Origin of the sequence: Paenarthrobacter sp. C1 (genome assembly GCF_049315185.1) — a bacterium.
Lineage (GTDB): Bacteria > Actinomycetota > Actinomycetes > Actinomycetales > Micrococcaceae > Arthrobacter > Arthrobacter nicotinovorans.
Genome location: NZ_CP186052.1, coordinates 4275068 through 4290352 on the forward strand (window position 1 = coordinate 4275068; position 15285 = coordinate 4290352).

Annotated in this window: 6 protein-coding genes and 5 rRNA genes; 3 read left to right on the top strand and 8 right to left on the bottom strand. The window is 57.1% G+C overall.

The genetic code is table 11. From position 1 onward, the window contains the following. Positions 1–46: 46 nt before the first annotated feature. A 23S ribosomal RNA gene (locus tag ACNAOU_RS19980) occupies positions 47–3190 on the bottom strand. A 545-nt stretch (positions 3191–3735) separates the two neighbouring features. Further along, positions 3736–5254: ribosomal RNA gene (locus tag ACNAOU_RS19985) — 16S ribosomal RNA — on the bottom strand. The 16S and 23S rRNA genes sit together here, the layout of an rRNA operon. A 569-nt stretch (positions 5255–5823) precedes the next feature. Here ACNAOU_RS19985 and ACNAOU_RS19990 point away from each other — a divergent pair. Genes ACNAOU_RS19990 through ACNAOU_RS20000 form a run of 3 tightly spaced genes read left to right on the top strand, consistent with a single transcriptional unit; the run spans position 5824 to position 7905 of the window. After that, positions 5824–6393 carry a TetR/AcrR family transcriptional regulator gene (locus ACNAOU_RS19990; RefSeq protein ID WP_422757585.1) on the top strand — a complete coding sequence of 190 codons (570 nt, stop codon included), beginning with the start codon at positions 5824–5826 and terminating at the stop codon, positions 6391–6393. Continuing rightward, positions 6386–7135, top strand: a complete 750-nt coding sequence (locus ACNAOU_RS19995; protein WP_422757586.1) for an ABC transporter ATP-binding protein — start codon at positions 6386–6388, stop codon at positions 7133–7135. Before ACNAOU_RS19990 ends, ACNAOU_RS19995 begins: the two co-directional genes overlap by 8 nt. Continuing rightward, the gene (locus ACNAOU_RS20000; RefSeq protein WP_064723917.1) at positions 7132–7905 is read left to right on the top strand and encodes an ABC transporter permease; all 774 of its coding nucleotides are present in this window, start codon (positions 7132–7134) and stop codon (positions 7903–7905) included. The genes ACNAOU_RS19995 and ACNAOU_RS20000 overlap by 4 nt, the downstream gene beginning before the upstream one ends. 94 nt (positions 7906–7999) lie before the next feature. On the opposite strand, the gene rrf is transcribed toward ACNAOU_RS20000, so the two are convergent. The 6 genes from rrf to rpmB form a co-directional block, all read right to left on the bottom strand. After that, positions 8000–8116 (bottom strand): 5S ribosomal RNA (rrf, locus tag ACNAOU_RS20005). A gap of 145 nt (positions 8117–8261) precedes the next feature. Further along, positions 8262–11405: ribosomal RNA gene (locus ACNAOU_RS20010) — 23S ribosomal RNA — on the bottom strand. 545 nt (positions 11406–11950) lie between these two features. Beyond that, positions 11951–13469: ribosomal RNA gene (locus tag ACNAOU_RS20015) — 16S ribosomal RNA — on the bottom strand. 944 nt (positions 13470–14413) lie between these two features. Next, positions 14414–14719, bottom strand: coding sequence for a 30S ribosomal protein S14 (gene rpsN / locus ACNAOU_RS20020; RefSeq protein WP_011776360.1), 306 nt, complete (start codon positions 14717–14719; stop codon positions 14414–14416). Between the two features lie 4 nt (positions 14720–14723). Further along, positions 14724–14891: a 50S ribosomal protein L33 gene (gene rpmG / locus ACNAOU_RS20025; protein WP_003798558.1), complete on the bottom strand. Its 168-nt coding sequence runs from the start codon at positions 14889–14891 to the stop codon at positions 14724–14726. After that, entirely contained in the window at positions 14891–15127 is a 237-nt protein-coding gene (gene rpmB, locus ACNAOU_RS20030; protein ID WP_011776361.1) for a 50S ribosomal protein L28, read from the bottom strand. Before rpmB ends, rpmG begins: the two co-directional genes overlap by 1 nt. Between the last annotated feature and the right edge of the window lie 158 nt (positions 15128–15285).

The window sequence follows — 15285 nt, forward strand, 5'->3', positions numbered from 1 at the left end:
GTTGTTGTTCGGGAACCACATAGTGGACGCGTGCAGTGTTTTGTGTGTGGTGTAAGTTGTTGGCCTATTAGTACCGGTCAGCTTCACGAGTCTTTAGTCCTCGCTTCCACATCCGGCCTATCAACCCAGTGGTCTGGCTGGGGGCCTCTCACACATAATGTGTATGGAAATCTCATCTTGAAGCGAGCTTCCCGCTTAGATGCTTTCAGCGGTTATCCCATCCGAACGTAGCTAATCAGCGATGCACTTGGCAGTACAACTGACACACCAGAGGTTCGTCCGTCCCGGTCCTCTCGTACTAAGGACAGCCCTTCTCAAATTTCCTGCGCGCGCAGCGGATAGGGACCGAACTGTCTCACGACGTTCTAAACCCAGCTCGCGTACCGCTTTAATGGGCGAACAGCCCAACCCTTGGGACCTACTCCAGCCCCAGGATGCGACGAGCCGACATCGAGGTGCCAAACCATGCCGTCGATATGGACTCTTGGGCAAGATCAGCCTGTTATCCCCGAGGTACCTTTTATCCGTTGAGCGACGGCCATTCCACAATGTACCGCCGGATCACTAGTCCCGACTTTCGTCCCTGCTCGAGATGTCTCTCTCACAGTCAAGCTCCCTTGTGCACTTACACTCGACACCTGATTGCCAACCAGGCTGAGGGAACCTTTGGGCGCCTCCGTTACTTTTTAGGAGGCAACCGCCCCAGTTAAACTACCCATCAGGCACTGTCCCTGACCCGGATCACGGGCCGAAGTTAGATGTCCAAAGTGACCAGAGTGGTATTTCAACGATGACTCCACCCGAACTGGCGTCCGGGTTTCAACGTCTCCCACCTATCCTACACAAGCCACTCCGAACACCAATACCAAACTATAGTAAAGGTCTCGGGGTCTTTCCGTCCTGCTGCGCGTAACGAGCATCTTTACTCGTACTGCAATTTCGCCGAGTTTATGGTTGAGACAGCGGGGAAGTCGTTACTCCATTCGTGCAGGTCGGAACTTACCCGACAAGGAATTTCGCTACCTTAGGATGGTTATAGTTACCACCGCCGTTTACTGGGGCTTAAATTCTCAGCTTCGCCACAAGTGGCTAACCGGTCCTCTTAACCTTCCAGCACCGGGCAGGAGTCAGTCCGTATACATCGTCTTGCGACTTCGCACGGACCTGTGTTTTTAGTAAACAGTCGCTTCCCCCTGGTCTCTGCGGCCCACACCCGCTCACGGAGAGCAAGTCTCCATCACGGGGCAGGCCCCCCTTCTCCCGAAGTTACGGGGGCATTTTGCCGAGTTCCTTAACCATAATTCTCTCGATCGCCTTGGTATTCTCTACCTGATCACCTGTGTCGGTTTGGGGTACGGGCGGCTAAAACCTCGCGTCGATGCTTTTCTTGGCAGCATAGGATCACCGGATCCCCCCTTACGGGAGTCCCATCAGATCTCAGGAACGTGCTCGAAGCACACAGGAACGGATTTGCCTATCCCTGACCCTACATCCTTAGACCGGGGCAACCATCGCCCGGCCCGGCTACCTTCCTGCGTCACACCTGTTAATACGCTTACCTCCCGGGATCAGGTCCCGCGCTCGGCCAAAACCCACAACACCACAAGGGTGAGCGGGCAGGCTCCGGGCGGTTAGTATCCCCCGCTTGGCATGGGCGGTTTTTCGCCGGTACGGGAATATCAACCCGTTGTCCATCGACTACGCCTGTCGGCCTCGCCTTAGGTCCCGACTTACCCAGGGCAGATTAGCTTGACCCTGGAACCCTTGATCATTCGGCGGACGGGTTTCTCACCCGTCTTTCGCTACTCATGCCTGCATTCTCACTCGTGTAGGCTCCACCGCTGGTTTCCACCGCGACTTCACTGCCCACACGACGCTCCCCTACCACTCCACACCCCTGAACCACGAAGGCTAGGGTACTGTGTGAAATCCACAACTTCGGCGGTGTACTTGAGCCCCGCTACATTGTCGGCGCGGAATCACTTGACCAGTGAGCTATTACGCACTCTTTCAAGGATGGCTGCTTCTAAGCCAACCTCCTGGTTGTCTTCGCAACTCCACATCCTTTCCCACTTAGCACACGCTTAGGGGCCTTAGTTGGTGGTCTGGGCTGTTTCCCTCTCGACTATGAAGCTTATCCCCCACAGTCTCACTGCTGCGCTCTGACTTACCGGCATTCGGAGTTTGGCTGACGTCAGTAACCTTGTAGGGCCCATCGGCCATCCAGTAGCTCTACCTCCGGCAAGAAACACGCAACGCTGCACCTAAATGCATTTCGGGGAGAACCAGCTATCACGGAGTTTGATTGGCCTTTCACCCCTACCCACAGCTCATCCCCTCCATTTTCAACTGAAGTGGGTTCGGTCCTCCACGACGTCTTACCGTCGCTTCAACCTGGCCATGGGTAGATCACTCCGCTTCGGGTCTAGATCACGCCACTACACTCGCCCTATTCAGACTCGCTTTCGCTACGGCTACCCCACACGGGTTAACCTCGCGACGTAACACTAACTCGCAGGCTCATTCTTCAAAAGGCACGCCGTCACAGTAACAAGACTGCTCCGACGGATTGTAAGCACACGGTTTCAGGTACTGTTTCACTCCCCTCCCGGGGTACTTTTCACCTTTCCCTCACGGTACTGGTCCGCTATCGGTCATTAGGAAGTATTTAGGCTTATCAGGTGGTCCTGACAGATTCGCACGGGATTTCTCGGGCCCCGTGCTACTTGGGATACTCTCCAGGCGGCACACAACATTACGGTTACGGGGCTCACACCCTCTCTGGCCGGCCTTTCAAGACCGTTCACCTATGCACGCACTCTCACCTCACTGGCCCGGCAGAACCAGAACGGAAAGTCCCACAACCCCGCCCATGCAACGCCCGCCGGCTATCACACATGGAAACGGTTTAGCCTGATCCGCGTTCGCTCGCCACTACTAACGGAATCACTCTTGTTTTCTCTTCCTGCGGGTACTGAGATGTTTCACTTCCCCGCGTTCCCCCCACGCACCCTATGTGTTCAGATGCGGGTCACACAATCACCATGACAGCGTTGTGCGGGGTTTCCCCATTCGGACATCCTGGGATCAACGCTCGGTTATCAACTCCCCCAGGCTTATCGCAGATTCCTACGTCCTTCTTCGGCTCCTAATGCCAAGGCATCCACCGTGTGCCCTTAAAAACTTGACCACACAAACATGATCAAAAACTTACTCGAGAGAACCACGAGCCACTACGGCCCAAGGTTCATTCATAAGAAATTGCTGTATGGAACACACACACCAAAGCGTGTATGTCCCAGATGCTCGCGTCCACTATGTAGTTCTCAAACAACAACCCCATCAACCAACCCCCCAACCCGCCACAACCCACACACGCAGGCCGCAACACAAAGACCGGAGGAACCGGCTGCAGGAACAAAAGAAACACCAGAAGTGCCCCCCTGCATTGCTGCAAAAAGGTCCTGTTGCCTCAGGACCCAACAGTGCGCCAAACACAACCCCCACCAGCCACACCCCGGACACGTTCCCAACAACCCACACCCCCACACAAAGCAGGAGCACGAACCGCCGTACTAGCACCAGGACACAACCACGAAAGCCATGCCAAAAAAATGATTCGTTGATATTCCACCCATGAGCACCCACCGCAGAACAAACGCCTGCGCAATGGGCAACACTGACAACAACCAGACACCCCATGCAGGGCACCAATCATTGCAAGCAGCTCCTTAGAAAGGAGGTGATCCAGCCGCACCTTCCGGTACGGCTACCTTGTTACGACTTAGTCCCAATCGCCGGTCCCACCTTCGACGGCTCCCCCCACAAGGGTTAGGCCACCGGCTTCGGGTGTTACCAACTTTCGTGACTTGACGGGCGGTGTGTACAAGGCCCGGGAACGTATTCACCGCAGCGTTGCTGATCTGCGATTACTAGCGACTCCGACTTCATGGGGTCGAGTTGCAGACCCCAATCCGAACTGAGACCGGCTTTTTGGGATTAGCTCCACCTCACAGTATCGCAACCCTTTGTACCGGCCATTGTAGCATGCGTGAAGCCCAAGACATAAGGGGCATGATGATTTGACGTCGTCCCCACCTTCCTCCGAGTTGACCCCGGCAGTCTCCTATGAGTCCCCGGCCGAACCGCTGGCAACATAGAACGAGGGTTGCGCTCGTTGCGGGACTTAACCCAACATCTCACGACACGAGCTGACGACAACCATGCACCACCTGTAAACCGACCGCAAGCGGGGCACCTGTTTCCAGGTCTTTCCGGTTCATGTCAAGCCTTGGTAAGGTTCTTCGCGTTGCATCGAATTAATCCGCATGCTCCGCCGCTTGTGCGGGCCCCCGTCAATTCCTTTGAGTTTTAGCCTTGCGGCCGTACTCCCCAGGCGGGGCACTTAATGCGTTAGCTACGGCGCGGAAAACGTGGAATGTCCCCCACACCTAGTGCCCAACGTTTACGGCATGGACTACCAGGGTATCTAATCCTGTTCGCTCCCCATGCTTTCGCTCCTCAGCGTCAGTTACAGCCCAGAGACCTGCCTTCGCCATCGGTGTTCCTCCTGATATCTGCGCATTTCACCGCTACACCAGGAATTCCAGTCTCCCCTACTGCACTCTAGTCTGCCCGTACCCACTGCAGAACCGGAGTTGAGCCCCGGTCTTTCACAGCAGACGCGACAAACCGCCTACGAGCTCTTTACGCCCAATAATTCCGGATAACGCTTGCGCCCTACGTATTACCGCGGCTGCTGGCACGTAGTTAGCCGGCGCTTCTTCTGCAGGTACCGTCACTTACGCTTCTTCCCTACTGAAAGAGGTTTACAACCCGAAGGCCGTCATCCCTCACGCGGCGTCGCTGCATCAGGCTTGCGCCCATTGTGCAATATTCCCCACTGCTGCCTCCCGTAGGAGTCTGGGCCGTGTCTCAGTCCCAGTGTGGCCGGTCACCCTCTCAGGCCGGCTACCCGTCGTCGCCTTGGTAGGCCATTACCCCACCAACAAGCTGATAGGCCGCGAGTCCATCCAAAACCACAAAAGCTTTCCACCCCCCACCATGCGATGAGGAGTCATATCCGGTATTAGACCCAGTTTCCCAGGCTTATCCCAGAGTCAAGGGCAGGTTACTCACGTGTTACTCACCCGTTCGCCACTAATCCCCCAGCAAGCTGGGATCATCGTTCGACTTGCATGTGTTAAGCACGCCGCCAGCGTTCATCCTGAGCCAGGATCAAACTCTCCGTTGAAGTAAAACAAAATCAAACAGACACAACCACACCCACCGGAAATAACGGCAAACACGGCTGCACAAAATTCGAAACCAGCTGAAAACCAGACCACCACACACGGGGGTGCGCAGCAACCTGGCAAAATTTCAACCAATCAATAAAACAATCGGTATCAACAAACTTGGCACACTATTGAGTTCTCAAACAACAGACCCCCCAAAACATCACCCCACCGGAACACCACACAAAGCAGCGCACCACAACAGGGCCATTGGAAAAGAAGAGTTATTTTTGGCCGCCTACCGAACCGTACACACCTTCCAGCTTTCCGTTTCGCACCCGGCGACTCAGAAAACAATACACGCCCCACAACCCCAACGCAAATCCACCACCCAACACCCCCACACCAACCCCCAAACCCCCGTCGAACACCACCTACAAGGACTCCGCGTGGAGCGGGGCCAGGCGAGTCTTCATTGCTCGAGTCAGCCCCTATCAGGACCCTGGAGGCAGTCAGTCCGCGAAGCGGGGGTGCGGTGTGAAACTGGCTCTTGCGCGAGTCAATTGTTAGTCACTAACATTCGGCTATGGACCTACAACGCCAATCAAGTGCTCGGGCTTCGCGCACTCGGGCGCGCCTTATTGACGCTGCACTGGAACTTTTCGAACGCAACGGCTACGACCAGACCACTGCGGCTGAGATCGCTGCCGCGGCCGGGGTCACTGAGATGACCTTCTTCCGGCATTTCAGCACCAAGGATCAGCTGCTTCTTGATGATCCCTACGATCCGCTACTCGCAACTGCTGTTCTGGAACAGCCGGAGGAACGCAGTCTCCGCCGCATCATCAATGGAATCCGCGCAGTCTGGCGTGATCTTCCCGAGCCCGCGAGCGACTTCACAAGGAGACGCATCCGCATAGTGGCGGCAACGCCCGGGCTTCGTGCCGCCGTGGCCAGAAGCAACGCCCGGACGGAAAAAGTCATTGCCGATGCCCTGATCGCGGAAGGCGCCGATCCCCTCGAGTCGCGGGTTGCGGCCGCAGCCGTCATCGCCGCAATGTCCGTGGCCCTCATCGAGTGGTCGCTGCAGGAGGAGGCGACCCTGAGTGGCACCATCGAGAGCGCCCTGGACGTTCTGGAGGCATCGCATGCCTGAGATTCTCTTAGCAGCCCGCTCCGTTTCGCGGTCCTACGGATCCGGCGAGGGTGTGCATTGCATTGACCTCAGCGTCTCTGCAGGCGAGATTCATGCCTTGGTCGGATTGAATGGTGCAGGAAAATCAACACTCATGAGACTGCTGCTGGGGCAGATCAGACCCGACTCAGGCGACGTGACTATTTTCGGGCAAGGGTTGAACGCAGCCGGGCCGGACATATGGCGTCGGGTAGGGCACCTTATCGAATGCCCACTCGCCTACGGTGAGTTGACCGGCCAGGCCAATCTTGAGATTGGCGCTCTCCTCCACGGTGTTCCATACGGGGACATCAGCGCCGCCGTAGAGGCCGTGCTCGACGAGCTGGCTCTGCGCCGATACGCGCCCATTTCGGCTCGGTCGCTTTCGCTCGGTAACCGCCAACGATTGGGACTCGCGTCCGCGCTCCAGCACCATCCAGAGTTGATAGTGCTCGACGAGCCCACAAACGCCTTGGATCCCGCCGGAGTCATCCTTCTGCGCGAGAGTCTCTTGCGGCGCGCAGCGCATGGGGCCGGTGTACTTGTCTCCAGTCACCACCTGGATGAGGTAGCGCGAGTGGCAAGCAGGGTGACGGTAATCAACGCCGGCCGCGTTATTGGAACCATCGATCCGAAGGGCACGGATATAGAACGTGAATTCTTTGCCCTTGTCCACAGCGACGACAGCGGCCAAGAGCTGGAAACACCGGAGGTACCGACATGAGCAAACCATTCGAAGGACTTACGGCCGCAGTCGTCGTCGAAGCCCGCAAGATGCGACTGTCCCGTACGGTCCTCGGGGCCGGATCCATCCTGATCCTCGGTGTCAACGCACTTGCTTCCGGATTCGCACTGGCTGCGCGGTCCGGCAACCAGGCTGCACTCGCCAAGCTCGGACCGCTCGCCTCCCAGGGTGGCTGGACCGGGTACCTTGCCTCGGCACAGCAAATCACCGCCGCAGGCAGCGTACTGGCCTTCGGCATTGTCTTGGCCTGGATGTATGGTCGGGAATTCACCGACGGTACGATCTCCGGCCTCTTTGCCTTGCCCGTGCGCCGACCTACGGTCGCACTAGCCAAGCTCATCGTCTTCGCTGGCTGGTCGTTCGCCGTCGCTGTCCTTCTGACCGCCACGTTAGTGGCACTTGGACTGATCCTGGGCTTCGGATGGCCCAACTCCACTGAACTAGCAGGGCTGGGTCGAATTCACCCTCTCATCGTCCTTTCCGCCTTGGTCGCTACGCCCGCAGCCTGGTCGGCGACTTTGGGACGTGGTGTGCTCAGCGGAATTGGCCTAACCGTGGGTGTCATGGCAGGCACGCAGGTGGCGGTCCTCGTGGGCGCAGGCCCCTGGTTTCCTATCGCAGCCCCCGCACTCTGGGCGATAGCGCCCGATACCGTACCGCCGGCAGCCCTAGCTCTCACACTTGGGATACCGCTCACCTTCGGCGCGCTTACCCTCTGGGCTTGGTCGCGGCTTCAGCTGGACCGATGAATCGTGCTGCCATAGAGCCGCGCGTTAGCGTTACGTGGCTGGCTTGCTTAAATGGAAGAGCCCCAACCGTGGTTGGGGCTCTTCGTTAATGGTTGTCCGGCGGTGTCCTACTCTCCCACACCCTCCCGGGTGCAGTACCATCGGCGCTGTGGGTCTTAGCTTCCGGGTTCGGAATGGGACCGGGCGTTTCCCCCACGCTATGACCGCCGTAACTCTGTTACCCGTCCCAACCCCGCGTTGGTGTGGGGGTGGGTGGGAAGCTTGTGGTTACAACTGTGGTGTTATGTAGTTGTTGTTGGTTCCTGGAACGGTTGTTGTTCGGGAACCACATAGTGGACGCGTGCAGTGTTTTGTGTGTGGTGTAAGTTGTTGGCCTATTAGTACCGGTCAGCTTCACGAGTCTTTAGTCCTCGCTTCCACATCCGGCCTATCAACCCAGTGGTCTGGCTGGGGGCCTCTCACACATAATGTGTATGGAAATCTCATCTTGAAGCGAGCTTCCCGCTTAGATGCTTTCAGCGGTTATCCCATCCGAACGTAGCTAATCAGCGATGCACTTGGCAGTACAACTGACACACCAGAGGTTCGTCCGTCCCGGTCCTCTCGTACTAAGGACAGCCCTTCTCAAATTTCCTGCGCGCGCAGCGGATAGGGACCGAACTGTCTCACGACGTTCTAAACCCAGCTCGCGTACCGCTTTAATGGGCGAACAGCCCAACCCTTGGGACCTACTCCAGCCCCAGGATGCGACGAGCCGACATCGAGGTGCCAAACCATGCCGTCGATATGGACTCTTGGGCAAGATCAGCCTGTTATCCCCGAGGTACCTTTTATCCGTTGAGCGACGGCCATTCCACAATGTACCGCCGGATCACTAGTCCCGACTTTCGTCCCTGCTCGAGATGTCTCTCTCACAGTCAAGCTCCCTTGTGCACTTACACTCGACACCTGATTGCCAACCAGGCTGAGGGAACCTTTGGGCGCCTCCGTTACTTTTTAGGAGGCAACCGCCCCAGTTAAACTACCCATCAGGCACTGTCCCTGACCCGGATCACGGGCCGAAGTTAGATGTCCAAAGTGACCAGAGTGGTATTTCAACGATGACTCCACCCGAACTGGCGTCCGGGTTTCAACGTCTCCCACCTATCCTACACAAGCCACTCCGAACACCAATACCAAACTATAGTAAAGGTCTCGGGGTCTTTCCGTCCTGCTGCGCGTAACGAGCATCTTTACTCGTACTGCAATTTCGCCGAGTTTATGGTTGAGACAGCGGGGAAGTCGTTACTCCATTCGTGCAGGTCGGAACTTACCCGACAAGGAATTTCGCTACCTTAGGATGGTTATAGTTACCACCGCCGTTTACTGGGGCTTAAATTCTCAGCTTCGCCACAAGTGGCTAACCGGTCCTCTTAACCTTCCAGCACCGGGCAGGAGTCAGTCCGTATACATCGTCTTGCGACTTCGCACGGACCTGTGTTTTTAGTAAACAGTCGCTTCCCCCTGGTCTCTGCGGCCCACACCCGCTCACGGAGAGCAAGTCTCCATCACGGGGCAGGCCCCCCTTCTCCCGAAGTTACGGGGGCATTTTGCCGAGTTCCTTAACCATAATTCTCTCGATCGCCTTGGTATTCTCTACCTGATCACCTGTGTCGGTTTGGGGTACGGGCGGCTAAAACCTCGCGTCGATGCTTTTCTTGGCAGCATAGGATCACCGGATCCCCCCTTACGGGAGTCCCATCAGATCTCAGGAACGTGCTCGAAGCACACAGGAACGGATTTGCCTATCCCTGACCCTACATCCTTAGACCGGGGCAACCATCGCCCGGCCCGGCTACCTTCCTGCGTCACACCTGTTAATACGCTTACCTCCCGGGATCAGGTCCCGCGCTCGGCCAAAACCCACAACACCACAAGGGTGAGCGGGCAGGCTCCGGGCGGTTAGTATCCCCCGCTTGGCATGGGCGGTTTTTCGCCGGTACGGGAATATCAACCCGTTGTCCATCGACTACGCCTGTCGGCCTCGCCTTAGGTCCCGACTTACCCAGGGCAGATTAGCTTGACCCTGGAACCCTTGATCATTCGGCGGACGGGTTTCTCACCCGTCTTTCGCTACTCATGCCTGCATTCTCACTCGTGTAGGCTCCACCGCTGGTTTCCACCGCGACTTCACTGCCCACACGACGCTCCCCTACCACTCCACACCCCTGAACCACGAAGGCTAGGGTACTGTGTGAAATCCACAACTTCGGCGGTGTACTTGAGCCCCGCTACATTGTCGGCGCGGAATCACTTGACCAGTGAGCTATTACGCACTCTTTCAAGGATGGCTGCTTCTAAGCCAACCTCCTGGTTGTCTTCGCAACTCCACATCCTTTCCCACTTAGCACACGCTTAGGGGCCTTAGTTGGTGGTCTGGGCTGTTTCCCTCTCGACTATGAAGCTTATCCCCCACAGTCTCACTGCTGCGCTCTGACTTACCGGCATTCGGAGTTTGGCTGACGTCAGTAACCTTGTAGGGCCCATCGGCCATCCAGTAGCTCTACCTCCGGCAAGAAACACGCAACGCTGCACCTAAATGCATTTCGGGGAGAACCAGCTATCACGGAGTTTGATTGGCCTTTCACCCCTACCCACAGCTCATCCCCTCCATTTTCAACTGAAGTGGGTTCGGTCCTCCACGACGTCTTACCGTCGCTTCAACCTGGCCATGGGTAGATCACTCCGCTTCGGGTCTAGATCACGCCACTACACTCGCCCTATTCAGACTCGCTTTCGCTACGGCTACCCCACACGGGTTAACCTCGCGACGTAACACTAACTCGCAGGCTCATTCTTCAAAAGGCACGCCGTCACAGTAACAAGACTGCTCCGACGGATTGTAAGCACACGGTTTCAGGTACTGTTTCACTCCCCTCCCGGGGTACTTTTCACCTTTCCCTCACGGTACTGGTCCGCTATCGGTCATTAGGAAGTATTTAGGCTTATCAGGTGGTCCTGACAGATTCGCACGGGATTTCTCGGGCCCCGTGCTACTTGGGATACTCTCCAGGCGGCACACAACATTACGGTTACGGGGCTCACACCCTCTCTGGCCGGCCTTTCAAGACCGTTCACCTATGCACGCACTCTCACCTCACTGGCCCGGCAGAACCAGAACGGAAAGTCCCACAACCCCGCCCATGCAACGCCCGCCGGCTATCACACATGGAAACGGTTTAGCCTGATCCGCGTTCGCTCGCCACTACTAACGGAATCACTCTTGTTTTCTCTTCCTGCGGGTACTGAGATGTTTCACTTCCCCGCGTTCCCCCCACGCACCCTATGTGTTCAGATGCGGGTCACACAATCACCATGACAGCGTTGTGCGGGGTTTCCCCATTCGGACATCCTGGGATCAACGCTCGGTTATCAACTCCCCCAGGCTTATCGCAGATTCCTACGTCCTTCTTCGGCTCCTAATGCCAAGGCATCCACCGTGTGCCCTTAAAAACTTGACCACACAAACATGATCAAAAACTTACTCGAGAGAACCACGAGCCACTACGGCCCAAGGTTCATTCATAAGAAATTGCTGTATGGAACACACACACCAAAGCGTGTATGTCCCAGATGCTCGCGTCCACTATGTAGTTCTCAAACAACAACCCCATCAACCAACCCCCCAACCCGCCACAACCCACACACGCAGGCCGCAACACAAAGACCGGAGGAACCGGCTGCAGGAACAAAAGAAACACCAGAAGTGCCCCCCTGCATTGCTGCAAAAAGGTCCTGTTGCCTCAGGACCCAACAGTGCGCCAAACACAACCCCCACCAGCCACACCCCGGACACGTTCCCAACAACCCACACCCCCACACAAAGCAGGAGCACGAACCGCCGTACTAGCACCAGGACACAACCACGAAAGCCATGCCAAAAAAATGATTCGTTGATATTCCACCCATGAGCACCCACCGCAGAACAAACGCCTGCGCAATGGGCAACACTGACAACAACCAGACACCCCATGCAGGGCACCAATCATTGCAAGCAGCTCCTTAGAAAGGAGGTGATCCAGCCGCACCTTCCGGTACGGCTACCTTGTTACGACTTAGTCCCAATCGCCGGTCCCACCTTCGACGGCTCCCCCCACAAGGGTTAGGCCACCGGCTTCGGGTGTTACCAACTTTCGTGACTTGACGGGCGGTGTGTACAAGGCCCGGGAACGTATTCACCGCAGCGTTGCTGATCTGCGATTACTAGCGACTCCGACTTCATGGGGTCGAGTTGCAGACCCCAATCCGAACTGAGACCGGCTTTTTGGGATTAGCTCCACCTCACAGTATCGCAACCCTTTGTACCGGCCATTGTAGCATGCGTGAAGCCCAAGACATAAGGGGCATGATGATTTGACGTCGTCCCCACCTTCCTCCGAGTTGACCCCGGCAGTCTCCTATGAGTCCCCGGCCGAACCGCTGGCAACATAGAACGAGGGTTGCGCTCGTTGCGGGACTTAACCCAACATCTCACGACACGAGCTGACGACAACCATGCACCACCTGTAAACCGACCGCAAGCGGGGCACCTGTTTCCAGGTCTTTCCGGTTCATGTCAAGCCTTGGTAAGGTTCTTCGCGTTGCATCGAATTAATCCGCATGCTCCGCCGCTTGTGCGGGCCCCCGTCAATTCCTTTGAGTTTTAGCCTTGCGGCCGTACTCCCCAGGCGGGGCACTTAATGCGTTAGCTACGGCGCGGAAAACGTGGAATGTCCCCCACACCTAGTGCCCAACGTTTACGGCATGGACTACCAGGGTATCTAATCCTGTTCGCTCCCCATGCTTTCGCTCCTCAGCGTCAGTTACAGCCCAGAGACCTGCCTTCGCCATCGGTGTTCCTCCTGATATCTGCGCATTTCACCGCTACACCAGGAATTCCAGTCTCCCCTACTGCACTCTAGTCTGCCCGTACCCACTGCAGAACCGGAGTTGAGCCCCGGTCTTTCACAGCAGACGCGACAAACCGCCTACGAGCTCTTTACGCCCAATAATTCCGGATAACGCTTGCGCCCTACGTATTACCGCGGCTGCTGGCACGTAGTTAGCCGGCGCTTCTTCTGCAGGTACCGTCACTTACGCTTCTTCCCTACTGAAAGAGGTTTACAACCCGAAGGCCGTCATCCCTCACGCGGCGTCGCTGCATCAGGCTTGCGCCCATTGTGCAATATTCCCCACTGCTGCCTCCCGTAGGAGTCTGGGCCGTGTCTCAGTCCCAGTGTGGCCGGTCACCCTCTCAGGCCGGCTACCCGTCGTCGCCTTGGTAGGCCATTACCCCACCAACAAGCTGATAGGCCGCGAGTCCATCCAAAACCACAAAAGCTTTCCACCCCCCACCATGCGATGAGGAGTCATATCCGGTATTAGACCCAGTTTCCCAGGCTTATCCCAGAGTCAAGGGCAGGTTACTCACGTGTTACTCACCCGTTCGCCACTAATCCCCCAGCAAGCTGGGATCATCGTTCGACTTGCATGTGTTAAGCACGCCGCCAGCGTTCATCCTGAGCCAGGATCAAACTCTCCGTTGAAGTAAAACAAAATCAAACAGACACAACCACACCCACCGGAAATAACGGCAAACACGGCTGCACAAAATTCGAAACCAGCTGAAAACCAGACCACCACACACGGGGGTGCGCAGCAACCTGGCAAAATTTCAACCAATCAATAAAACAATCGGTATCAACAAACTTGGCACACTATTGAGTTCTCAAACAACAGACACAACCGGCACCACCCACACCCCACAGGGTCCAGGATCGCTCCGGAGCAACTTTCCAAACTTACCCGAACCACCCGATCTTGGCAAATCAACGTTCCCGCGATTCTCCGATCAAGCATCCGGCCCCACCCACACAGCACGCTCAAAAGCGAACCATTTCTCAGGCTGTTATCAAGGGGGTCGGCCCCCGCAGTTCTCAGCTCCAGGCTGTCTCACTCGCGGCGACTCAGAAGACATTACACGCCCACAAGCCCCCACACAAATCCACCCCAACACCACCCAAAAACCCCGCAAACACAACCCAAACAACCCCACCAACCCAACAAACCACCCCCAAACCCAACAAAACAACCACCGTGAACCCCATCACAACCCCCGGACACCCTCGCACCCAACCCAACAACCGCCGTCGAACCCCATCCCAGCGGAACGCGACCAAGCGACCGGCCCAAACCCGCGGGATGTGAGCAAGCGTCCGATTCAAGCCCTAGGAACGTGAGCGAGCGTCGGAAAGAGGGGGCGGTTATCCGGCAGCGCGCGTCTAAGGGAGGAACGACCGAGCGCGCAGAGGATGACCGCCCCCTCCGCGCCGGCCACCCCTCCCCGACAGCCACCCCTCCGGGACCGCCGCCTCCGCGCCGGCCACCTCTCCGCGACGAGCCCACCGGCCTGAGGAACTGAACAACCCGCGCTTAAACACAAAAAGGGCCGGCAACCATAACGGTCGCCGGCCCTTTCAGAGCTTCGTGATTACCAGGAAGACTTGGTGATGCCCGGGAGCTCACCGCGGTGAGCCATGTCGCGGAAGCGAACACGGGAGATACCGAACTTCTGGAGCGTGCCGCGGGGACGGCCGTCGATCTGGTCGCGGTTACGCAGACGGATCGGGGAGGCGTTGCGGGGCAGCTTCTGCAGGCCGAGGCGTGCAGCTTCGCGTGCTTCGTCAGTCGCGTTGGGGTCAACCAGGGTCTTCTTCAGTTCGAGACGCTTGGCAGCGTAACGCTCAACAATGACCTTGCGCTGCTCGTTGCGAGCAATCTTGGACTTCTTTGCCATGTGTTTAGCGCTCCTCTCGGAATTCGACGTGCTGGCGGATCTTGGGGTCGTACTTCTTCAGGACCAGGCGGTCCGGGTCGTTACGACGGTTCTTGCGGGTTACGTAGGTGTAACCGGTGCCCGCAGTGGACTTCAGCTTGATGATCGGACGTACGTCCTTGTCCTTTGCCATTAGAGCTTTACTCCTCGTGCCAGGATGTCGGCGACGACTGAGTCGATGCCGCGTACGTCGATGGTCTTGATGCCACGGGCTGACAGGGTCAGCGTGACATTACGGCGCAGGGACGGAACCCAGTAGCGCTTCTTCTGAATGTTCGGGTCGAACCGTCGCTTGTTGCGACGGTGCGAGTGCGAAATGCTGTGTCCAAAGCCCGGCTCGGCTCCGGTCACTTGGCAGTGTGCTGCCATGACTCTCCTCCAAAGATTGAATGTAACGGCGTGCAGATGTTCCTGCGTTGCCGTGCGACAGGCAGTGTTCGCATCCGGGTCCACACCATTTCGGTAGTTTCCGCAGCAAGTGCGGCGAAGAAGGCTGACCTCAGGACCGCAATGATTCAGGTCCTGGG

Coding starts and splice junctions, on each gene's coding strand:
- ACNAOU_RS19990 (WP_422757585.1), top strand. CDS start 5,824: ATGGACCTACAACGCCAATCAAGTGCTCGGGCTTCGCGCACTCGGGCG.
- ACNAOU_RS19995 (WP_422757586.1), top strand. CDS start 6,386: ATGCCTGAGATTCTCTTAGCAGCCCGCTCCGTTTCGCGGTCCTACGGA.
- ACNAOU_RS20000 (WP_064723917.1), top strand. CDS start 7,132: ATGAGCAAACCATTCGAAGGACTTACGGCCGCAGTCGTCGTCGAAGCC.
- rpsN (WP_011776360.1), bottom strand. CDS start 14,719: ATGGCAAAGAAGTCCAAGATTGCTCGCAACGAGCAGCGCAAGGTCATT.
- rpmG (WP_003798558.1), bottom strand. CDS start 14,891: ATGGCAAAGGACAAGGACGTACGTCCGATCATCAAGCTGAAGTCCACT.
- rpmB (WP_011776361.1), bottom strand. CDS start 15,127: ATGGCAGCACACTGCCAAGTGACCGGAGCCGAGCCGGGCTTTGGACAC.